The 23,027-nt window shown below is 66.4% G+C and carries 15 protein-coding genes; 7 read left to right on the forward strand and 8 right to left on the reverse strand.

Going from position 1 to position 23,027, the window contains the following annotated elements; translation table 11 throughout:
- Positions 1-54: 54 nt before the first annotated feature.
- The 3 genes from FBR43_RS06260 to FBR43_RS06270 all read right to left on the reverse strand — a co-directional run bounded on the left by FBR43_RS06260 (position 55) and on the right by FBR43_RS06270 (position 5,379).
- Positions 55-3,042, reverse strand: coding sequence for a TonB-dependent receptor plug domain-containing protein (locus FBR43_RS06260; RefSeq protein WP_212611899.1), 2,988 nt, complete (start codon positions 3,040-3,042; stop codon positions 55-57).
- 242 nt (positions 3,043-3,284) lie between these two features.
- The gene (gene ahcY, locus FBR43_RS06265) at positions 3,285-4,706 is read right to left on the reverse strand and encodes an adenosylhomocysteinase (protein WP_136942350.1); all 1,422 of its coding nucleotides are present in this window, start codon (positions 4,704-4,706) and stop codon (positions 3,285-3,287) included.
- A 112-nt stretch (positions 4,707-4,818) separates the two neighbouring features.
- Positions 4,819-5,379, reverse strand: coding sequence for a YqgE/AlgH family protein (locus tag FBR43_RS06270; RefSeq protein WP_136942351.1), 561 nt, complete (start codon positions 5,377-5,379; stop codon positions 4,819-4,821).
- 104 nt (positions 5,380-5,483) lie between these two features.
- Here FBR43_RS06270 and FBR43_RS06275 point away from each other — a divergent pair, with 104 nt between their 5' ends.
- The 3 genes from FBR43_RS06275 (at position 5,484) to trxA (ending at position 6,809) form a co-directional block, all read left to right on the forward strand.
- A complete protein-coding gene (locus FBR43_RS06275; RefSeq protein ID WP_136942352.1) occupies positions 5,484-5,966 on the forward strand; it encodes a peroxiredoxin in 483 nt (160 codons plus the stop codon).
- A 73-nt stretch (positions 5,967-6,039) separates the two neighbouring features.
- Entirely contained in the window at positions 6,040-6,390 is a 351-nt protein-coding gene (locus FBR43_RS06280) for a hypothetical protein (RefSeq protein ID WP_136942353.1), read from the forward strand.
- Between the two features lie 98 nt (positions 6,391-6,488).
- On the forward strand, positions 6,489-6,809 hold the full coding sequence (trxA, locus tag FBR43_RS06285; protein WP_136942354.1) for a thioredoxin TrxA: 321 nt from the start codon (positions 6,489-6,491) through the stop codon (positions 6,807-6,809).
- A gap of 70 nt (positions 6,810-6,879) precedes the next feature.
- Here trxA and argJ read toward each other — a convergent pair whose 3' ends face one another.
- Genes argJ through FBR43_RS06300 form a run of 3 tightly spaced genes read right to left on the reverse strand, consistent with a single transcriptional unit; the run spans position 6,880 to position 10,735 of the window.
- Positions 6,880-8,109, reverse strand: a complete 1,230-nt coding sequence (gene argJ / locus FBR43_RS06290; protein WP_136942355.1) for a bifunctional glutamate N-acetyltransferase/amino-acid acetyltransferase ArgJ — start codon at positions 8,107-8,109, stop codon at positions 6,880-6,882.
- A 47-nt stretch (positions 8,110-8,156) separates the two neighbouring features.
- A complete protein-coding gene (locus tag FBR43_RS06295; protein WP_136942356.1) occupies positions 8,157-9,455 on the reverse strand; it encodes a hemolysin family protein in 1,299 nt (432 codons plus the stop codon).
- Positions 9,452-10,735: a hemolysin family protein gene (locus tag FBR43_RS06300; protein WP_136942357.1), complete on the reverse strand. Its 1,284-nt coding sequence runs from the start codon at positions 10,733-10,735 to the stop codon at positions 9,452-9,454. Before FBR43_RS06300 ends, FBR43_RS06295 begins: the two co-directional genes overlap by 4 nt.
- Positions 10,736-10,915: 180 nt before the next feature.
- On the opposite strand from FBR43_RS06300, the gene FBR43_RS06305 reads away from it, so the two are divergent.
- Together FBR43_RS06305 and FBR43_RS06310 are read left to right on the forward strand one after the other, a co-directional pair.
- The gene (locus tag FBR43_RS06305) at positions 10,916-12,076 is read left to right on the forward strand and encodes an acetyl-CoA C-acetyltransferase (protein WP_136942358.1); all 1,161 of its coding nucleotides are present in this window, start codon (positions 10,916-10,918) and stop codon (positions 12,074-12,076) included.
- Positions 12,073-12,720 (forward strand): hypothetical protein, encoded by a 648-nt coding sequence (locus FBR43_RS06310; RefSeq protein WP_136942359.1) that lies wholly within the window; start codon positions 12,073-12,075, stop codon positions 12,718-12,720. Before FBR43_RS06305 ends, FBR43_RS06310 begins: the two co-directional genes overlap by 4 nt.
- Here FBR43_RS06310 and FBR43_RS06315 read toward each other — a convergent pair.
- Positions 12,717-13,127, reverse strand: coding sequence for a DUF1810 domain-containing protein (locus tag FBR43_RS06315; protein ID WP_136942360.1), 411 nt, complete (start codon positions 13,125-13,127; stop codon positions 12,717-12,719). The two genes, FBR43_RS06310 and FBR43_RS06315, sit on opposite strands and share 4 nt — an antisense overlap.
- A 91-nt stretch (positions 13,128-13,218) precedes the next feature.
- On the opposite strand from FBR43_RS06315, the gene FBR43_RS06320 reads away from it, so the two are divergent.
- Complete coding sequence (locus tag FBR43_RS06320) at positions 13,219-16,557, forward strand: amidohydrolase family protein (RefSeq protein WP_136942361.1); 3,339 nt, start codon at positions 13,219-13,221, stop codon at positions 16,555-16,557.
- Positions 16,558-16,705: 148 nt separating this feature from the next.
- On the forward strand, positions 16,706-21,556 hold the full coding sequence (locus FBR43_RS06325; RefSeq protein ID WP_136942362.1) for an Ig-like domain-containing protein: 4,851 nt from the start codon (positions 16,706-16,708) through the stop codon (positions 21,554-21,556).
- Between the two features lie 28 nt (positions 21,557-21,584).
- Here FBR43_RS06325 and FBR43_RS06330 read toward each other — a convergent pair whose 3' ends face one another.
- Entirely contained in the window at positions 21,585-23,018 is a 1,434-nt protein-coding gene (locus tag FBR43_RS06330; RefSeq protein ID WP_136942363.1) for a DUF2029 domain-containing protein, read from the reverse strand.
- Positions 23,019-23,027: the final 9 nt, after the last annotated feature.

Raw genomic sequence — 23,027 nt, forward strand, 5'->3', positions numbered from 1 at the left:
CGCAAAAAAGGGCGGCGCCGCGAGGCACCGCCCTCTTTTTTTGCGTCACGTCGATCAGAACAGACGATCGATCGACATGCGTGCACCGGCATAGATGTAACGGCCGGTCGCAGCGACGGGATAGAAGGTCGAACCGATGTCGGGCTCCTGATTGAACACGTTGTTCACGCCCATGTAGAAGCTGAACCGATCGTTCGGAGCGATCGCCAGCTGCACATCGTGCGTGAACCGTTCGTCGAAGTACAGGAATTCGGGTGCGACGATATCGGGATCGGCGGCGATCTGCTCGTTGGTGAACCGCGACGTCTTGCTGAAATAGTTCATGCGGTACGTAACGAGATACTTGTCGATCGACCAGTTCACATTGGCGTTGACCTGCCACTCGGGAGCGTTGACGGTGCCCTTCGAGTTGATCGTGTTGCCGCCGGGAACGGCGATGAAGGTCAGGCGATCGAGATAGTTGCCGCGAATGCCGACACCGAACGTGCCGAGAGACGAGGTCGGCAGGCTGTAGGCCACGGTGAAGTCGATGCCGCGCGTCGTGAACTCGGCCACGTTCTGCGGCAGTAGCCGGAAGCCGCTGACGACACCCGGCGCGCTCGGGTTCGTACCGGGGTTGCGATCGATCGCGTCACAGAACTGGTTGTTCAGATCGGGCGCATCGACGCACAACTCGGCGACGCGATCGAGCGCGGGCGTCGAGATCGCGTCTTCGATCCGGACGTCGTAGAAATCGACCGAGACGTTGAGCCGCGGAATGAAGCTGGGCCGCAATACGACGCCGGCCGTCCAGGTCGTTGCCGTTTCCTCGCTCAGATCGGGGTTGCCACCGGCAAGCCCGGGCAGGCTCGAGCTGACGTCACCCGTGAAATCGGCGATCTGCTGCGCGTTGAGGCCGAGCTGCTGGAAGATCGCCTGGCAATTGGCAACGCGCGTGCTCGTGCCGTCGTTGATGTTCTGCGGAGCGCACGGATCCTCGATGAACGAGAAGGTCTGGTTCTGCGGACCGAAAAGCTCGCCGATATTGGGCGCACGGACCGCGCGCGCATAGGTGCCGCGGAAGCGGACGTCGCGGATTGGGGCATAGATACCGCCGATGCTGTACGTCGTTGCGGTGCCGATCGTGCTGTAGTCGGAGATGCGGACCGCGCCGTTGATCGACAGTTCCTCTGCAAAGGGTCGATTGCTGATGATCGGCACGTTGAGCTCGCCGAATGCCTCCCAGACATCGAACGATCCGGTCTCGGGAAACAGCGCGTTGCCGAAGGTGAGGCCGGTCGTGTTGACCGGGTCGGGGAAGGATTCGCTTTTTTCGAAGCGGTATTCACCACCTACCGCGAAGCCGATCGCGTCGCCCCACAAGCGAATATTGTCGCCAATGGTACCCGAGACGAAAGCGTTCACGACATGCTGCTGAATACGCGACGTGTCGACCGCGTCGGTCAGCAGGAAGTCGATGGCGCCGGGCGCCTGTTGATCGCTGAAGAGGTTGAAGGGCACGCAGCCGCTATTCGGACCGGGCGTGAACGACAGCTGCTGAGCGTCGAAATCGAACGGTGCGCTCTGGAAGTTGTAGAAAGGCTGGTTGCTGAGCGATGCCGGCGCGATGTTCGACCGGCATACGATGTTGCCGTTGGGCGTTCCATTGAGAACCTGGCCCTCGTCAACAGCGTCGATAGCCGCGAAGAAGCGATCGTTGAAGCGCGTGCGCGTCTGCAGCAGACGGGCATCCGAACGGCCATAAACGTATGACACGTCGAACTCGACATTGCTGGTGACGTCACCGCGGACGCCAACGACGCTGCGATAGGTCTCGCGCTTGTTGTTCTGGCCACGACGACCGATGTCGAGATTGTCGCGGTTGACCAGAACGCCGAAATTGCCCGCATCGGCGATCGCCTGCGCGCGAATATTGTCGGGCAGGAAGGCGTTGTCGAGCGGCGTGAGAATCGTGAAGTCGAACGTCGGCTGACCTTCCGAATCCGACTCGACCCGGGCATATTTACCCTGAACATAAGCCTTGATGTTCGGCAGCACTTCGTAGCTGAAAAGCAGGTTGCTCACGAAGCGCTCGATACGCGGAAGCAGTTCGCCGCCATAGGTGGCGACGGGCGTGCCGCTGCCGCCGCTCTGAAAGATGCCGCCGGCATAGGTGCCGGGATCGAACACGCTGCCATTGCCGATGAAATCGGGCGTGAAATCCAGATTGGTGTCGATGGCGCCGATGGGGTTCGAATCAAAATAGCGCACGTCATAATAGGGAATCTGGTCGGGGACGTTGGGATCGTCGTCCGGATCGTTCACGTTGTCGCTGAAGGTGGCGAAGTTCTCGGGACGCAGGCGCCGGCGCTGTTCGCGCAGGAAGCGGCTTTCCTGGCTGTACTCGAGCGACACGGCGATGTTGCCGCGCCCTCCGGCGAAGTTTTGACCGGCGGTGACGGCGAGGAACTGGTTGCCCGTATCACCTTCATCCGAGATGCCGCTCTGCACGCGTGCGGTAATGCCCTCGAAATCCTGGCGCAGCACGAAGTTCACGACGCCGCTGACCGCATCCGCGCCATAGATCGACGATGCGCCGCCGGTGACGATATCGGTGCGGACGACGAGATCGAGCGGGATCGTGTTGGTGTCGATCGATGCCGAACCCGGCACCGAGGACACGTGCCGCCGGCCATCCACGAGAACGAGCGTACGCTGCGTGCCGAGATTGCGCAGGTCGAGCAGATTGAGACCGACGCCGCCGATGCCGGCGTTCGAACCCGAGTTGTCGTTCGAATCCGACGAACCCGTCAGTGCAGGAAAGTCGGCGAGAAAGCCGGTGATGTTGGTGGCGCCCGTATTCTGGATCAGGTCGCCTGACACCGACACGACGGGATTGGGCTGATCGAACTGCTGCGAGCGGATACGCGTACCTGTAACGATGATCTGATCGGCGCTATCGGTTTCGGACAGTTCCTCGGGCGTCAGGATAGGAGACGAGGCCTGGTTGTCCTGCGCGCCCGCTGGCGGCACGTCCTGCGCCATCGCCGGTGCGGACAGCAAAGTCGCAAGAACGAGCGAGGACGCCCCAAAAATGCTGGTTCGAGCCATCTCATATTCCCCTTTTGTCTCTCAACGCCCAAAAGCGTGCAAATCACGTATGATTGCACGCCCTTAACAACGCGTGGGCTTGGAGTATCCCGAAACGGCACGCTGCCGAGAAATCTTGGGAAACTGTCGCAAAAAAGACACAAAAGGGCGTCGGCAGCGCCGACGCCCTTCAGGCTGTTGCAGTTTCGCAACAATCAGTAGCGGTAGTGATCGGGCTTGAACGGACCTTCGACCGCCACGCCGATATAGCCGGCCTGCTTGGGGGTGAGCTTCGACAGCTTCACGCCGAGCTTCTCGAGGTGCAATGCCGCGACCTTCTCGTCGAGATGCTTGGGCAGGACATAGACCTGGTTCTGATAGGCATCGCCATTGGTCCACAGCTCGATCTGCGCGAGTACCTGGTTGGTGAAGCTCGACGACATGACGAAGCTCGGGTGGCCGGTGGCGCAGCCGAGATTCACCAAGCGGCCCTTGGCGAGCACGATGATCTGCTTGCCGTCGGGGAACTCGACGAGATCGGTGCCGGGCTTGACCTCGGTCCACTTGTAGTTCGAGAGCGCGGCGATCTGGATCTCGCTGTCGAAATGGCCGATGTTGCACACGATCGACATCGGCTTCATCGCCTTCATGTGATCGGCGGTGATGACGTCGGCATTGCCCGTCGCGGTGCAGAAGATGTCTGCGCGGGTGACGGCTTCCTCCATCGTCACGACCTCGAAGCCTTCCATCGCCGCCTGCAGCGCGCAGATGGGATCGATCTCGGTAACCAGCACGCGCGCGCCGCCGTTGCGCAGCGACTGCGCCGAACCCTTGCCGACGTCACCGAAGCCCGCGACCACGGCGACCTTGCCGGCGAGCATCACGTCGGTGGCGCGGCGGATGGCGTCGACCAGCGATTCCTTGCAGCCATAGAGATTGTCGAACTTCGACTTGGTGACGCTGTCGTTGACGTTGATCGCGGGGAAGGGGAGCTCGCCCTTCTTGGCGATCTCGTACAGGCGGTGCACGCCGGTGGTGGTTTCCTCCGACACGCCCTTCAAGTTCTTGACGGTCTGCGTGAGATAGCCGGGCTTCTTGGCGATGAATGCCTTGAGCGCGCGCTGGAACTCGACTTCCTCGTCATTCTCGGGCTCGGGCAGCGTGGCGCCGGCTTCGAGCTTGGCGCCCCACAGCGCGAACATCGTGGCGTCGCCGCCATCGTCGAGGATGATGTTGGCGGTCTGGCCCTCGGCTTCATGGTCCCAGGTGAAGATGTCGCCGACATAGTCCCAATAGTCGGCAAGGCTCTCGCCCTTCACGGCGAACACCGGCACGCCGGTCGCGGCGATGGCGGCGGCGGCGTGGTCCTGCGTCGAGAAGATGTTGCACGTCGCCCAGCGGACGTCGGCGCCGAGCGCGGTAAGCGTCTCGATGAGCACCGCAGTCTGGATCGTCATGTGCAGCGAACCGGTAATGCGCGCGCCCTTGAGCGGCTGCCCGGCGCCATATTCGTCGCGCAGCGCCATCAGGCCGGGCATCTCGGTCTCGGCGATGCGAATCTCGGCGCGGCCGAAATCGGCGAGGCCGATATCCTTGATGACGTAATCGCTGCGGTCGAGCACGGGGGCGGTGGCCAAGTCTGGTCTCCTGAAACTGCATGGGGCGCGCACGGCAACAGCCGCTCGCAATCGCGCGCTCCCTACCGTGCCGATGACGCGAACGCAAATATAAAGATATCTTTATATGTCGTCAGGCAGTGCCGGCGCCGGTTGCCAGCATGGTGGGATCGATACCCGCCTCGGCGAATCCCGCGCGCCAGCGTGCTTCGGCCGTCGTGTCGAACAGCAGGTGCGTGCCGGCAGCGACGTTGAGCCACCCATGCTTCGTCATCTCGGCATCGAGCTGGCCTTCGCCCCAGCCGGCATAGCCGAGCGCCACGAGCCATCGCGACGGGCCGCTGCCATCGGCGATGGCGCGCAGGATATCGATCGTGCCCGACAACGCCCAGCGACCCGCCACGTCGATCGTGTCCTGACCGCCCCAGTCGGGCGTATGCAGCACGAACCCGCGCTGCGGCTCGACCGGGCCTCCGAAATGGACCGGCGTGTCGGCTACCGCGGCGCCTTCGATGTCGAACTGGCCGAGCACATCGCCCAGGGTAAGTCCCTCGATCGTCGCGCCGACACCGATGCCCAGCGCGCCATTCTCGTCATGCGCGCACATCGCGATGACGGCGCGCGAAAAGCGGGGATCGCCGATGCCGGGCATCGCGAGCAGATACTGGCCGGTGAGAAAGGGGGAAGCGTCCATCACGCCCTAACCATAAGTGGCGCCTATTCGATCCGCCACCGGTTGAAATCCGGGTGTCGGCCACGCACGTCGCGCCTGTCATCCACCCAGCCTAAGGATACAAAATGAGCATCAACGTTGGCGACCGCCTGCCCGAAGCCAGTTTCGTGAAGGCAACGGAGAACGGCCCCGAACAGATATCGGCTGCCGATTATTTCAAGGGCCGGCGCGTGGCGCTGTTCTCGGTGCCCGGCGCCTTCACGCCGACCTGTTCGGTCAAGCACCTGCCGGGCTATGTCGAGCGTGCCGACGAGTTGAAGGCCAAGGGCGTCGACGAGATCGCCTGCACCGCGGTGAACGACGCTTTCGTGCTCGGTGCCTGGAGCAAGGCCAACAACGCCGGCGAGACGGTGACGATGCTCGCCGACGGCAATGGCGAGTTCGCCCGCGCAATCGGGCTCGAGATGGATGGCAGCGCCTATGGCATGGGCCAGCGCAGCCAGCGTTATGCGATGATCGTCAACGACGGCGTGGTCGAGCAGCTGCATGTCGAGGCGCCGGGCGAGTTCAAGGTCAGCTCGGCCGACCACCTGATCGAGACGCTCTGAGGGCTGCGATCGTTACGGCTGCGGGAACAGACAGCGGCCGTAACGGTTTGCACTTGCGAAGGGAGTTTTCGACATGACCGCAGAAACGATCGACAAGACCGCATCCGATGCCGCTGACACCGCGGCCACCAAGCTGTCCAAGGCTGGCGATGCTGCCGCTCAGAAGCTGACCAAGGCGCGTGAAAGCACGTCGAAGGCGGCGTCGAAGGCGAAGGCCAAGATCGATGCTGCTACCGAAACGACGGTCGATTCGGCCAAGAAGCATCCAGTGGCGGCTGCTGCAATCGCGGCAGGCGCTGCTGCTGCCGTCGCCGGCGCGGCGTTCGGCGTGACCAAGCTGGTCGAGAAACGCAAGGCCGCGCCCAAGAAGCCGGCAGCGCGCAAGGCCGGCACGACCGGCGCGGGGACGACGACCAAGGCCTGACCCGACAAGCGCCGCTTCGCCTGCATAAAGGCGGAGCGGCGCTTGCGCTTCGATGTCGGCCGCATAGATTGCGGGCTGACATATCAGGAGATTATCGAATGGCTACCAAAGCCGTCACCGATGCCAGCTTCGCTTCCGACGTGCTGGGCGCCGACAAGCCCGTGCTCGTCGATTTCTGGGCGGAGTGGTGCGGTCCGTGCAAGATGATCGGCCCGAGCCTCGAGGAGCTGTCCGAGGAACTGGGTGAGCAGGTGACGATCACCAAGCTCAATATCGACGAGAATCCCGAGGCGCCGGGCAAGTACGGCGTGCGCGGCATCCCGACGATGATCCTGTTCAAGAACGGCCAACCCGCCGCCACCAAGGTTGGCGCCGAGCCGAAGGGCCGGTTGAAGGCGTGGCTCGAAGGCGAGCTCTGACCATTGATCGGCCGGCGCTTTCTCCGAGAAGGCGCCGGTCTCCTCTATCCTTGACTATTTGCTCGCCGCTTCAGCTTCGATAGTCGGCGTTGATTTCGATGTAGCCGTGCGTCAGGTCGCACGTCCAGACGGTCGCGCGGCCTTCGTCCAGGCCCAGATCGACCCCGATGTCGATCTCGCTGCCTTTGAGATGCGCGGCGACGGGCGCCTCGTCATAGCCTTCGACCACCAGGCCTTCGCGCGCGACCTCGATGCCGCCGAAGCTGATCGACAGTCGATCGCGCTCGGCGGGTTCGCCGGCCTTGCCGACTGCCATCACGACGCGCCCCCAATTGGCGTCCTCGCCGGCGATCGCGGTCTTCACCAGCGGCGAGTTGGCGATGCTCATTGCGATGCGGCGGGCGCTCGTGTCGCTTTCGGCGCCCGTCACGTCGATGCGGATGAACTTGCTGGCACCTTCGCCATCGCGCACCACGAGATGCGCGAGTTCGCGGCAGACATCGGCCAGGGCGGCGCGAAAGGCGTCGGCACCCGGATCGTCGGTTTCGGCAAGCGTGCGGTTGCCCGCCTTGCCGGTGGCGAAGGCGAGCACGGTATCGCTGGTCGATGTGTCGCCATCCACCGTGATGCACGAGAAGGTCTGCGCATTGGCGTCGTCGAGCGCCGCTTGCAGAAAGGCCGGGTCGACGGCGGCGTCGGTGAAGACGAAGCCGAGCATCGTCGCCATGTCGGGCGCGATCATGCCCGAGCCCTTGATGATGCCGGTGATGGTGATCGTTCGCCCGTCAACGATCGCGGTCGCCGTTGCGCCTTTTGTGAAGGTGTCGGTGGTCGCGATCGCGGCGGCGGCTTCCTCCCAGCCTGCGGCAGGCGCGGCGATGGCGGCGTCGAGCCCGGCTTCGGCGCGGTCGATCGGCAGCGGCACGCCGATGACGCCGGTGGAGGCCACGAACACGTCGGACGGCTGGCAGGCCAAATGGCCGGCAATGCGTGCGGCGATCGCTTCGACGGCGGCGCGGCCGCGATTGCCGGTGAAGGCGTTTGCGTTGCCGGCATTCACCACCAGCGCCCGCGCCTTGCCTAGAACGAGGGCCTTTCGGCACCACTCGACCTCGGGCGAGGGGCAGCGGCTGCGCGTGGTCACCCCGGCAACGGCAGTCCCCTCGTCGAGCAGGGCAAGCGTCAGGTCCGCCCTGTCCCAATCCTTGTAGCGCGCACGGGCGACGCGCAGCTCCAGTCCGGCGATCGGGGGCATTTCGGGAAAGCCGGCGGGCGCGAGCGGAGAGCGGACAGCGTGCATCGTTCAGGTCCTCAGAGAAACAGCATCACAGGCAATGGCGGCAAGGATCAGTCGCTGTCCTGACGTCGCAGCCGGACGCGCGTGATCTTGCGGCCCTGCATCTCCTCGGCAACGAGGCGCAGCTTGCCAAACGTCAACGTTTCGCCCTGTTCGGGCACGGTACCCGATTGCGCGAGGAACAGCCCCGCGACGGTCGTGACTTCGTCATTTGCGATGACGATATCGTGGTCCTCGGCGAGCTCGGTCAGCGTGACTTCGCCGTCGAGCAGGAGCGAACCATCGGGAAGCTTCCGGATCCAGTCGGGCGAGGGTCGTGCTTCGTCGTCGATCAGATCCTCGACGAGGTCGTCCATCGTGACGATACCGAGCGTGCCGCCGAACTCGTCGACTACCAGCGCGGCGTGCACGCGCTGCTTCTTGAACAGCGCCATCAACTCGATCGCCGACATGGTGGCCGCGACACGCGGCAGCGGACGGACGATCCGCTCGAGCGAAGTCAACCCGCCGCCCAGACGCGCGCGCACGAAATCCTTGACGTGCAGCACGCCGGCAATGTCATCGAGCGATGTACGATAGACGGGATAGCGCGCCTGCGTGCTCGTCGCGATCAGCCCGCTCACGTCATCGGGTGCCGCGTCGAGCGCCACGGCCTGCATCCGCGCGCGCGAGGTCATCAGCTCCTCGGCGGTGCGATCCTCCATCTCGAAGATATTGTCGATGAGGCGGCGCTGCGCAGCGTCGAGCTGACCGCTTTCGGCCACCTCCTCGGTCGCGATCTCGAGCTCCTTGGAGGTGTAGAGCATCGCCGTCTTGTCGGGATCGGGAATGCCGAGCAGGCGCATCAGCGCGAAGGCGATCTGGTTGAGCACGAACACCATCGGCCTGAACACGAAGCCGAAGACCCGCATGACCGGATTGATCGTGACGCTGACCGCTTCGGGCACCTGAAGCGCAAGCGCCTTGGGGATCATCTCGCCGAACACGACGTGCAGATAGGTGATGCCGCCAAGCGCGATGACGAAGCCCACTGCGTGGCTCTGCTCGTAGGTCAGCCCGGCGTCTTCGAGCGGCCCGTAGAGCCACGCCGCGACGGCGGGTTCGCCGTACATGCCAAGGCCGATGCTGGCGAGCGTGATGCCGAGCTGCGCGATCGCGATATAGGCGTCTTTCCCCGCATCGCGATCGAAGACGCGCAGCAGCCACCGTGCGGCGCCGCTGCCGTCGCGGGCCATCGCCTCGATCCGCGCGCGCCGGGCACCGACAAGCGCGAACTCGGCCGCCACGAACACGCCGTTCGCCACGATCAGTGCCGCGATCACCGCGATGGGAAAGAGGACCGCGCTCACAGCTCGCTCTCGGCTTCGTCGGGGGCGGTCGGCGTGTCGATCAGGCGGACGCGGCGCACCGCATAGCCTTCCATCGCCTCGATCCGCATGCGCCACTGCGTACCGGCGATGGGCCTCTCGTCGCCCACCAGCGGGAGCCTGCCGAATTCATGCCAGGCAAGGCCGCTGATCGTGTCGGCGCGGTCATCGGGCAGGACTACCGCATGGCGGTCCGCAAGCATCGATAGCGTCACGTCGCCGCGGACGCTGAGCTCGCCGTCCTGTTCGATGACGAGTTCCTCCTCGTCGTCGAACTCGTCCTGCACCTCGCCGAACACTTCCTCGAGCGCGTCCTCGAGCGTGACCAGGCCGGCGAAACTGCCATATTCGTTGATGACCATTGCGCTGCGCCGACCCTTGGCGCGCAGCGTTTCCCACAGCCGCGGCACCGACATGACGTCGGCAACGATCAGCGGCGCGCGCTGGATCGCCGCGACGAGCGTGGCGGGATCCTTCTCATAGGCCGCGAACAACGAACGCAGATGGACCACGCCGACCACATCGTCGCGGTTCTCGCCGGTCACGGGAAATCGCGAATAGGGCGTTTCGGCGACGCGCAGGATGGCGTCGCCCACCGTTTCGGAGGCTGCGACGGTCACCATTCGCGTCCGTGGCGTCATGATCGCGCGCACCAGCCGCTCGTCGACGTGCAGCGCGCCCGAGAGCATGTCGCGCTCGTCGGCGTCGATCAGGCCGCCGGCCGCGCTATCGCGGTACAGCGCTTCGAGCTCCTGCGGCGAATGGACGTGCATGTGGCTGTGATCGCCATTGAGGCGGAACAGCCGCATCAATGCGAATGCCGTGCCGTTGAACAGCCAGATCAGCGGCTTGAACACGACAAGGCTCGCGCGCATCGGCAGCATCGTGCCCATGGCGAGCCGCTCGGGATAGCGCAGCGCGATGGTCTTGGGCAGCAGTTCGCCGAACACCACCTGCACGACCGTGACGAAGATCAGCACGGCGACGACTGCCGCCGCCTGTCCGCCGATCGGGCCGAGCACGGGTGTCAGCAGCGGCGTGAGCGCGGCCTGGCCATAGGCGCCGGCTACCAGGCTGCTGACGGTGATGCCGATCTGGCAACCCGCGACATAATTGTCGAGCCGCTTGGGATCGCGCAGGATCGCGAGCAGCTTGGCGGCTGCGCGGTTGCCGCCTTCGGCGCTTTCCTGGACGCGCGACTTTCGCGAGCCGACCGTCGCGAACTCGGCCGCGACATATAGTGCATTCGCGGCGACCATCATCGCGATGACGGCGAGCGGTAGCAGGACGGTAAGAATGACGGGGCCGATCGCTGAGGGCGGGAGGCTGTCGCCACTATCACCGCATCCGATCGCGCACAATCGCCGGCGTTCGCGGTCGATTGACCGGGCAGGCGGGCGCGGTACAACCGTAGCAAAGAGCAACCGTTCAGGAGAGTTTGCATGGCCGAGGCCTATATCGTCGAAGCGGCGCGCACGCCGGGTGGCCGGCGCAAGGGTGGCCTCGCCAGCGTGCATCCTGCCGATCTGGGGGCGGTGGTACTGAACGCGCTGGTCGAGCGCAGCGGCGTCGATCCGGCTGCGATCGACGACGTGATCGTCGGCTGCGTCAGCCAGGTGGGCGAGCAGGCCTTTGCCTTTGGGCGCAACATGGTACTTGCCTCGAAGCTGCCGCAGACCGTGCCGGCAGTGACGATCGACCGGCAGTGCGGCTCATCGCAGCAGGCGCTCCATTTTGCCGCGCAAGCCGTCATGTCGGGCACGCAGGACCTGGTGATCGCGGCGGGTGCCGAACACATGACGCGCGTGCCGATGGGTTCCAATGTGCATCTGGCGCAGGCTGCGGGGCTGGGGGAGGGGCCGTTCAGCCGCGCCATTCTCGATCGCTTCGGCGTGAAGGGATTCAGCCAGTTCCACGGCGCGCAGGCGATCTCCGACAAATATGGGTTCAGCCGCGCGGAGATGGACGCCTTTGCGCTCGAAAGCCATCGCAAGGCGCGCGCGGCGATCGAGAGTGGGGCGTTTGCTGCTGAGATCGTGCCGGTGGAGACCGCCGACGGCGTCGTGTCGCAGGACGAAGGCGTGCGCTTCGATGCGTCGATCGAAGCGATCGGCGGCGTGCGCACGATCGCCGAAGGGGGCAGCATCACCGCCGCCAATGCCAGCCAGATCACCGATGGTGCGTCGGGCGTGCTGATCGCCAGCGAGACGGCGATCAAGCGCTTCGGGCTCAAACCGCTGGCACGGATCGTCAACCTCACCGTCACGGCGGGCGACCCCGTTATCATGCTCGAGGAACCCATTCCCGCCACCGCGCGCGCGCTCGAGCGGTCGGGGCTCAAGATCGACGATATCGACCTGTTCGAGGTCAACGAGGCGTTCGCATCGGTGCCGATGGCCTGGCTGAAGGCAACGGGCGCCGACGCCGCGAAGCTCAACGTCAATGGCGGCGCGATCGCGCTGGGGCATCCGCTGGGGGGAACGGGCACCAAGCTGATGACGACGCTGGTCCACGCGCTTCGCGCGCGCGGCGGGCGCTATGGGCTCCAGACGATGTGCGAAGGCGGCGGCATCGCCAATGTCACGATCGTGGAGGCGGTATGAGCACGCTCGCGGCAGCCTTGCTGCTGGCGGCGGCGCAAGCAGGGCCGACGCTTGCCGAAGTCGAGCGCATGGCGCCAGTCGATGCCGGTCGCGCGGTGCTGGCCGGTCGCGACCATCGCCCGATCGCGGCGATCGAAATCCTGCCGCCGGGTGGCCTGCAACCGCCCGCGACGATCGACGTCGATCTGCACGAGCGCCCGGTAAGGGTCGCCGGCGGATGCGAGCGGGGGACGTGGCGCGCGCTTTTCGCGCACCCGAACCAGCCGCGCGCGCAGGCGCGGCCGCAGCAGGTCTATCGCATGACGCGGGTCACGCTGGTGGCGGAAGGAGGCTGTCCCGATACGGGCTATGTGCACGTCAATCCGGGTCTCGATGCCGCGGCTGCGCTACGCGCGCTCTCGCGGCTGCCGGCGCTGGGCCAGACGCGTATCGCCTGTATCGACCGGACCGCGTCGGGTTTCTGCGATAGCGGCGACGACGCGCTTCGCGCCAAGTTGCTCGCGCTTGAGCCGCGCGTCGTCACGGCAAGCGGCGGCGATGTTCTCGTCTGGCTTGGCGAGGGCGCGACCTTTACTGAGGTTCGGTTGCCGCCCGATGCCGCGGGTGTCGTGCAGGTCGAGCGGCGGATACCGGCTCCGGCCTAGAGAAGGCGAAGCGTCGCCGCGTCGGGCGTGGCGAAGAAGCGATCGATCGCCTGCGCGAAGAGCGGGTCGTCGCTGGCAGCGTGAAACAGCGTCAGCGACGAGCGGAGCTTCATCGCGTCGACCGCGCCGAGGATCGCCTTGGCATCGGTCGTATCGAGCGCCAGCAGCGCTGCGACCGCCGCTCGATACCGCCCGCCGAGCAATGGGCGCGCCAGATAGGCGGCGGCCTCCTCGCGCGATGCGAGCGCGTAGCGGACGGCCATCGGGCTTCGGCCGAGACCGGCGATCTGCGGGAACACGAACCACATCCAGTGGCTGCGCTTGCGGCCGGCGCGCAGTTCGGCAAGCGCCTGCGGCCAGACACCTTCCTGCGCGGTGACGAAGCGGTCGAGATCGAAGGACGGCATCCGGGCTGAACGGGCGGGCTGTGGCTTTGCTCCGTTGTGCGGGCGCTTGGGGGCGCTTAGGGTCGCCGCAAATCGTATCAGGGGACACCATATGCTGCGCACCACCGCCTCGCTTGCCGCCATCGCGTTCCTGCTCGGCACTGCCCATGCGCAGCAGCAGAACCAGCCGCCGGTCGAAGCGACCGAAGCGCCCGAGGACCTGGCGCGTGACGCCGAGCAGCCCGATCCGCTGCCGCAGCCGCAGCCGCAGCCGCAGCCCACACCTGCTACCACACCGCCGGTGCCCGCTGCCGCTGTCGACAAGAAGGCCAAATGGGACGTGAATGCGCCCGCCGGAGCGGCCATCCGGCAGGTAAACATCGACGTCGACGAAGGCAGCTGGATGGACCTCGACGTCAGCCCCGACGGGCGGACGCTCGCTTTCACGCTGCTGGGCGACATCTACACGATGCCGATTACCGGCGGCACGCCGACGCGCATCGCCGAGGGGCTGGCATGGGAAGTCCATCCGCGTTTCTCGCCTGACGGCCGGCGCATCGCCTTCACCTCCGATCGTGCGGGCGGCGACAATATCTGGGTGATGAACGCCGACGGCAGCGACAAAAGGCAGGTGACGAAGGAGGATTTCCGCCTGCTCAACCAGCCGACCTGGTCGCCCGACGGGCGCTTCATCGTCGCCAAGAAGCATTTCACCACCGGCCGCAGCCTGGGTACGGGCGAGGTGTGGCTGTATCACGTCTCGGGCGGCACTGGCGTCAAGCTGGTCAAGCGCCCCAATGAGCAGCACCAGAAGGAACTGGGCGAGCCGATCTTCGCGCCCGATGGCCGCTACGTCTATTTCACGCGCAACGTCACGCCCGGCCCGATCTTCGAATATGCGCAGGATTCGAACACCAATCTGTTCAATATCGAGCGCTACGATCTGGAGACGGGCGAGACGACGACGGCGGTGTCGGGCAATGGCGGATCGGTGCGGCCTACGCCGTCACGCGACGGCAGCAAGATCGCCTTCGTACGGCGCGAGGCGACGCGATCGAAGCTCTATGTCCGCGATCTGGCGAGCGGGGTCGAGCGCAAGGTCTATGACGATCTCGACCAGGACGTGCAGGAAACCTGGGCTGTCACCGGGCTGTATCCCAACATGGCGTGGATGCCGGGCGATCGCGAAATCGTGCTGTGGGCCGGCGGCAAGCTTCGTCGCGTGGATGTCGAGAGCGGCGCGGCGACCGACATTCCGTTCCGCGTGCGCGACACGCGCGGCGTGGCGGCGGCACCGCATCCGCAGATCGCCGTGGCGCCCGAGCGGTTTGCCACGAAGATGCCGCGCTTCGCCAGTGTGTCGCCCGATGGCCGGCAGGTGGTGTTCGAGAGCCTGGGCAAGCTCTACGTCAAGCCTGCCGCGGGCGGCGCAGCGCGGCGGCTGACGCGGGGCGGGGAAGGGCGCGAACTGTTTCCGGCTTGGTCGCGCGATGGGCGCAGCATCGCCTATGTCGACTGGACCGACGCGGCTGCCGGACGCATCATGACGGTGCCGGCAAGCGGTGGAAATGCACAGGCGGTGACGCAGCGCGCCGGCCATTATGCCCGCCCGGCATGGTCGCCCGACGGGCGCACGATTGCCTTCGAGGCGCGCAGAAGCAGGGGAATCGTCACCCGCGCCTACGGCATGGACCCCGGCATCTACCGCGTGGCAACATCGGGCGGTGTGCCAACTTTGGTGATGCGCGGCGCGGGCAACCCCCAGTTCGGTGCGGCGAGCGACCGGCTGTTCATGACGACGCGCGCCGACGACAAGATGCAGCTCGTCAGCACCGATCTGGCGGGCGGCGCCAAGCGCACGCATTTCGCGGGCGAGCTGGTGAGCGGCTATGCGGTGGCGCCCGATGGGCGCAACTCCGCGTTCATCCAGAATTACGAGGCGCATGTGCTGCCGCTGATGCCGGGCGACCAGGCGCTCGACATCGACGCGACGGGCAAGGTGCTGCCGATCACGCGGGTGAGCGCCAGCGGCGCGAGCTACGTCAACTGGTCGATGGACGGTGCGCGGCTGCACTGGTCGATGGGGCCGACGCTGTACACCGCCGAGCGCGACCGCCTGTTTCCGTCCGCGCCGATGGACGAGAATGCTCCCAAGTTCGTGCCGCCCGCCACCGGCCTCGACCTGTCGATGCCCGTCGAGGCGGCGCAGCATGACGGCACCTATGCGCTGACGGGCGGGCGCATCGTGACGATGGCGGGCGCCGGGGGCGGCATCATCGACGATGGCGTGATCGTGGTGCGGGGCAACCGGATCGCTTCGGTCGGCGCGCGCGCGGCGACGACGCTGCCGGCGGGCATCCGCACGATCGACATGGCGGGCAAGACGATCGTGCCCGGCTATATCGACGCGCACGCGCACGGCCCGCAGGGCGAGGACGAGCTGGTACCGCAGCAGAACTGGTCGCTGCTCCAGAACCTCGCGCTGGGCACGACGACGATCCACGACCCGTCGTCGAGCGCGAGCGAGATCTTCGTTGCGGCCGAGATGCAGCGCGCGGGGCTGCTGACCGGCCCGCGCATCTTCTCGACCGGCGAGATCATCTACGGCGCGCGCGCCGCCGATGTGTATGCGAAGATCGACAGCTACGAGGATGCGCTGGCGCATGTCCGCCGGCTGAAGGCGCAGGGCGCGCATTCGGTGAAGAATTACAACCAGCCGCGCCGCGAGCAGCGCCAGATGGTGGTCGCCGCCGCGCGTGCCGAGAACATGCAGGTCGTGGCCGAGGGCGGATCGCTCTACGGCATGGACATGAACCTGATCGCCGACGGCAATTCGACGCTCGAGCACAATATCCCGCTCGAGACCTTCTACGCCGATGTGGTGCAGATGTTCGGCCAGTCGGACACCAACTACACGCCGACGTTGGTGGTGAGCTATGGCGGGCTGGCGGGCGATCCCTATTGGCGGCAGGCGACCAATGTTTGGGAGCATCCGCTGCTGGTCCACACGCCGACCGACACGCTGCTGGCGGCCACCGCACGCGTGACCAAGGCCCCCGAGAGCAACTTCGTCGACGACGACAATGCGCGCGAGGCGAAGAAGATAGCCGATGCGGGCAAGCTGGTGGCGATCGGCGCGCATGGCCAGCAGGCGGGCATCGGCACGCATTGGGAGCTGTGGAGCTTCGCGCGCGGCGGCATGAGCCCGGTGGAGGCGCTTGCCAAGGGCACGATCGACGCGGCGCGATCGCTGGGCATGGAACGCGACATCGGCTCGATCGAGCCGGGCAAGCTCGCCGATCTGGTCGTGCTCGACGCCGATCCCACGGCCGACATCCGCAATTCGGACAAGATCGCGCGCGTGGTGCTGGGCGGGCGCATGTACGACGCGCGCACGATGAACGAGGTCGAGACGGGCGACGCACGGCGGATGCCCTATTGGTGGCAATAGCTTGGTACGGTGGCGGCGCGATGGCGGCTTGTCATCGCGCCGTCATGCACGGTCCATAGGCCGGCCGCGTCTACTTGATTCGCTATCCGCTCCGCTCGCGCATCGGGCGCGGGCGCCGGGTTAGCGCGTGCTTATTGGGGAAGCGTCGATGGCCATCACGTATCACTCGCTCGCGTCGGGCAATTTCTTTCAGGACTGGTCGAACAGCGAGTTGCTGGTGACCGACGACGACTGGTCGCTGGTGCCTTCGATCATGGGATATCGCGGCGACGCGTTGACCGGCGGCACCGGCGTCGATCCGCGCACGGTGATCGGCAGCAGCGACGTGGTCGACATCAATGTCGACGAGACCAACCCCGACACGTTCACGAGCGGCGGACTGAGCGAGTTCAGCGGCCTTGCCGATCCGGTGGTGGCGTTCCAGGGATCGGGCACGGCGCGCGCGCCCTATCTGGTGATCCATGTCGATGCGACGGGCCGCGAGAACATCGTATTCACGACGCGGCTGCGCGACATCGACGGCGCGAGCACCGCCGTGCAGCCGGTGGCGATCCAGTATCGCGTGGGCGATACGGGTGACTGGATCAACATCGCCTATGTCGAGAACGCCAATGTGGGTGGCGACACGACGGTGAACGCCGAGCTTCCCGCCGAGGCCAATGGTCAGGCGCAGCTCCAGATCCGCGTACTCACCACCGACGCGGCGGGCTCCGACGCGCTGATCGGCATCGACGATATCGGCGTGACCAGCGACGCCGCCGCGCCGGTGCTGCCGTGGATCAACGAGTTTCATTACGACAATGTCGGCACCGACGTGGGCGAGGCGATCGAGATCGCGGGCGTCGCGGGCACCGACCTGAGCGGCTGGACGCTCGTGCTGTACAATGGCAGCAACGGGCAGAGCTACGGCACGATCGCGCTTTCGGGCGTGATCGCCGACCAGGCCGATGGCTATGGCGCGCTGTCGTTCGCTGCGCCGAACCTGCAGAATGGTGCTCCCGACGGCTTCGCGCTGATCGATCCCGACGGCATCGTCGTCGAGTTCCTGTCGTATGAAGGCGCGATGACCGCCACCAATGGACCGGCGGCAGGGCTGACGAGCACCGATGTCGGCGTCGAGCAGGGTAACGCCACCGAAGTCGGCACCTCGTTGCAGCGCAAGGGCACGGGCACCGAGGGCAGTGATTTCACCTGGGCCGAATCGAGCGACGACAGTTTCGGCGCGATCAACGACGGCCAGAGCTTCGGCACCGCGCCGCCGGCAGGCGCGGGCGAGCTTTCGATCGCCGATGTCAGCATGGCCGAGGGCAACGCGGGCGCGACCAACTTCATGTTCGCCGTATCGCGCAGCGGCGGCACTGCCGGCGCGGTATCGGCGACGTGGACGATCACACTCGATACCGCGAGCGCCGACGACCTCGGGATCACCGAGCTGACCGGCACGGTCGAGTTTGCCGACGGTGCGGACAGCGCGAGCATCCTCATCCCGGTGTTCGGCGACCTGGATTTCGAAGCCGACGAAACCTTCACCGTTACGCTGAGCGCGCCCACCGGCGGCGCGACCATCGGTGACGGCGTTGCGACGGGCACGATCCTCAACGACGATGCGGCGCCGCCCGCTGCCGACACCAATGTGTTCATCAACGAGCTGCACTATGACAATGGCGGCGTCGACGTGGGCGAGGCGGTGGAAGTGGCGGCAGCGGCCGGCACCGATCTCACCGGCTGGTCGCTAGTGCTCTACAATGGCGGCAACGGCGCTTCCTATGGCACCATTGCGCTTTCGGGCGTGGTGGCCGATCAGTCGAACGGGTTCGGCACGCTCTCATTCCTGACGCCGGGCCTTCAGAACGGCGCGCCCGACGGCATCGCGCTGGTCGATGCGAGCGGCAGCGTGGTGCAGTTCCTGTCGTACGAAGGCAGCTTCGTCGCGACGAACGGCCCCGCGGCGGGTATGACGAGCACCGATATCGGCGCGGCGCAGGAGCCGCCCGCCGGCGTCGGCCAGTCGCTTCAGCTGAAGGGCGTGGGTTCGACTGCCGACGATTTCGAATGGACCAGTTCGACTGCCGACAGCTTCGGCAGCGTCAATGACGGGCAGACCTTCATTGCGCCCACGGGCACCGGCCAGGTTTCGATCCGCGACGTGCGCGAGGCCGAGGGCGATGCGGGCACCACCGACTTCACCTTCGTGGTCCGCCGCGCGGGCGGCACGGGTACGGCGGCATCGGTCGACTACAATGTCGTGCTCGACGGCAATGCCGATCTCGCCGACTTCGCGTCGGGCGCGGTATTCGCCGGCACGGTGAATTTCGCGGTCGGCCAGTCGCAGGCGACGATCACCGTGGCGGTGCAGGGCGATACCGTGGGCGAGGGCAACGAGACGTTCAGCGTCGTGCTGTCGAACGCGCAGGGCAATATCGACCTGTTCGACGCCGAAGCGACAGGCACGATCGTCAACGACGATGTGGTGACGGTTTCGATCGGCGCGATCCAGGGCGAGGGCCATGTCTCGGCCTATGTCGACCAGCCGGTGCGCACGACGGGCATCGTCACCGCGGTCGATTCGAACGGCTATTACCTTCAGGACGCGGTGGGCGACGGCAATGCGCGCACCTCGGACGGCATCTTCGTGTTCACCGGCGGGGCGCCGACGGTGGCGGTGGGCGACGCACTCGAGGTGACGGGCACCGTTTCCGAGTTTCAGGCGGCGACTGCGGCGCTTTCGGTCACGCAGATCGAGCCGACATCGGTGACGCTGCTGTCGCAGAACAACGCGCTGCCCACGGCGGTGCGCATCGGCGAGGGCGGCGTGCTGCCGCCCAATGCGACGATCGATGACGACGGGCTGACGAGCTACGATCCCGAGAGCGACGGCATCGACTTCTGGGAATCGCTCGAAGGGATGCGGGTGACGATCGACGCGCCGATCGCGGTCGACAATACCAACGACTTCGGCGAGACCTTTGTCGTTGCCTCGGGCGGCAATGGCGCCACGGGCATCAACGATCGTGGCGGCATCACCATCGCCGATGGCGACTTCAATCCCGAGCGCATCCAGATCGATGACGATGCCGCGATCTTCGCCGGGTTCAACCCCAACTACAATACCGGCGACCGGCTGAGCGACGTCACCGGGGTGCTTAACTATGCCTTCAACTATTATGAGGTGCTCGTCACCGAAGCGGTGACGCTGGTCGAGGACACGACGCTGACGCGCGAAACCGCCGACTTCGCCGGCGATGCAGACAATCTGACGATCGCCAGCTACAATATCGAGGCGCTGGGCCCGAATTCGAGCGACTTCAACCTGTTCGCGCAGGACATCGTCTACAGCCTGCGCGCGCCCGACATCATCGGCGTGCAGGAGATCACCGGCGGCAGCGGTGACGTGCTGGCGACGAGCACCGCCGCGCTGCTGATCGCGGCGATCGAGGCCGAGGGCGGTCCGACCTATGCCTATGTCGAGGCGGCGAGCCAGTCGACCGGCGGATCGATCCGCAACGGCTTCTTCTACCGCGTCGATCGTGTCGACTATGTCGAGGGCAGCGCCTTCGCGCTCGAGGGCACGGCCTATCAGGGATCGCGCCAGCCGCAGATCGCCGACTTCGTGTTCAACGGCGAGATCGTGACGACGATCAACATTCACTCGACCTCGCGCATCGGCAGCGAGCCGCTGTTCGGCAATTCGCAGCCGCCGGTGAATGCGGGCGAGGCGGCACGCGCGGCACAGGCGGCGACCGTACTTGCTTATGTGAACGAACAGCTTGCGGGCGATCCTTCGAAGAACTTCGCACTGCTTGGCGACTTCAACGGCTTCTATTTCGAGCCCGAGCAGACGCAGCTGACCGATGGCGGTGTGTTCACCAATCTGGCGACGCTGCTGCCCGAGGAGGAGCGCTACAGCTATGTGTTCGAGGGCAACAGCCAGCTGCTCGACAACATTCTGGTGACGGGCGGACTGACGCTCAACGCGCGCTACGATTCGGTGCATATCAACGCCGAGTTCCGGCCCGCCGAGCGCAATTCGGACCATGATCCGCAGGTCGCCTCGCTGTTCATTCCGGGTGCGAACGTCGCGCCGGTCGCGAACGACGACGGGTTTACGATCGACGAGGGCGAAACGACGGGCAATCTGGTACCGACGCTGCTCGCCAACGACAGCGACGCCGACGGCAATGTGCTGACGATCGTCGCCGTCGATACGAGCGCCACGCGTGGCGACGTGTTCTTCGATGCCGAGACGCAGCAGCTGGTCTATGTCGCCGACGGCGATATCGACATCGACACGGGCGAGGTGTTGGCGGACAGCTTCAGCTATACCGTGAGCGACGGGCGCGGCGGTACGAGCACGGCGAGCGTGCTGATCGACGTGAACGGCATCGACGAGACGCCCGTCGCGGTGCCGGGCGGCAATCGCGACGATGTGGTGGTGGGCGGTGGCGCCGACGATCGCCTGAACGGCGGCAATGGCGACGATCAGGTGTTCGGCGGGCGCGGCGACGATCGGCTCGACGGCGGCAACGGTGACGACCGGCTTGATGGCGGCAGCGGCAACGACATCCTGTTCGGCGGCAACGGCAGCGACACGCTGTCGGGCGGCAGCGGCAACGACCAGCTGCTGGGCGGCAACGGCGATGACGTGCTGAACGGCGGCGCCGGCGACGACCGGCTGACCGGCGGGTTCGGCAACGACCGTTTCGTGTTCACCGAGACGGGCGGCGTCGACACGATCGTCGACCTCAACCGCGGCGGAGTCGAGACGATCGACCTGTCGGCGATCGATGCCAATACGGGCGTCGCGGGCGAGCAGGACTTCACCTGGGTGGGTGATGCGGCGTTCAGCGGCACAGCCGGCGAGTTGCGCTCGGCGTTCGAGAATGGCCGCTGGGAGCTGACCGGCGATGTCGATGGCGACGGGGTCGCCGATTTCACCATCGTCACGAATGTCGAGGTGATCGAGGCGCAGGTGCTGCTGGCGACGCCGGTAGTGATGTGAGGGCGGGCGGGGGCGCCTGCCGCCCCCGTCAGCGCGGCACGTAGAGACGAAAGCGAGGGCTGGTGAGCGCGACGCGCCGCCAGCCCTCTTTTTGTGCCCATGCCTCTAGTGGCCGGTCGAGCGCGGGGTCGCCCGCCGACCATTCGGCCTCGCCGCCGATGAGGATGGCAGCCGGCCCCCAGATGCCGCGCGGGCCGAACTGCGCCGCCAGCGTCGGCGGTGTCACGATCCGCCGCGCCTGCTGGTCGCGCGGAGACAGCAGCGCGGGACTGCGCCATGCGAACGGCCCGGCTGCGAAACGGCGATCGGGCGGGCGCCCCGAGGCGGCGAGATATTGCGGCGCGAGGCTGGCGACGGGGCCGCGCACGCCGGCGTCGTCGAGCGCGCGGGCGATGGCCGCACTGTCGCGCATCGCCCGCGGCATGGCAGGGCGCGAGCTCAGCATCGCCTCGATCGAGGGGGCCAGCCCGGCACAAGCGAAGACGATCGCGGCGATCCGCGCGCCGCGGCCGGGCGGGCGGTGCGTCCATGCGAGCGCCAGCCGCGCGAACAAGGGCGGCAGCGCGGGCAGCAGATATTGGCGCCATGTCGGCGTCGGCAGCAGCGCGGCGATCAGCCCGGCGACGACGAGCAGGTCGAGCAGCCGTGCCGCCGGTGTCGTCGTGCGATGCCGCGCGGCGAGGAGGATCGCGAGCAGCGCGGGGCCGAGCGCGAGGAACTTGACGGCATCGATCGCCTTTGCCGCGAGCGAGAGCTTCCACGGCCGCGCCACATAGAAATCGGCAGGCGCGCGCGCGGGGAAGTCGAACACGCCGAACGTGAAGCCCGCCGGCGACAGCGTCCAGGCGAAGGCGACGAGCAGTGTGGGGAGCAGCGCACCGAGCGCGATCCATCCGGGTGAGTGGCGGCGCGCGAACAGCGCGTGGATACCGAAGGCGATCGCCGGGAGCGCGAAGCTGACCTTGGCGGCGGCGGCGGCGGCGAACAGAAGTCCCGCGCCGAATGCGCTGCCTGCCGAAGCTCTGGGCGCGAGTGCCAGCGCGATGCCACCAGCGAGTAGCGCGCCGGGCAGCGCATCGTTGCGCGCCATCGCGCCGCTGAACAGCAGCGCATCGCAGCAGGCCAGCAGCGCGGCAGCGGCAAGAGCGGCGGGCCGGCTGGCACCTGCATGGATGGCGGCGAGCCAGGTGCATGCAACGGTCGCCGCGGCGAGCAGCGCGTTGACCAGCCGCAGCCCCGGCCATGCCCATTCGCCGAACAGGGCCGCGAGCGGCGCGAACAGCCAGGGCTGCAGCGGCGGCTGAAGGTACGCGAAGTCGCGATAGGGCAGCCAGTCGCGCGCGAGGATCGCGGCGGCGACATACTGGCTTTCGTCATGATCGACCGGCCGCGCCATCGCCAGCGCGGCGAACAGCGCGAAGAGGACGAGCAATGCGGGGAGGGGGCGCAAGCGGACGGCCATCGACGCGCT

Source organism: Sphingomonas baiyangensis (assembly GCF_005144715.1).
Taxonomy (GTDB): Bacteria; Pseudomonadota; Alphaproteobacteria; order Sphingomonadales; family Sphingomonadaceae; genus Sphingomonas; species Sphingomonas baiyangensis.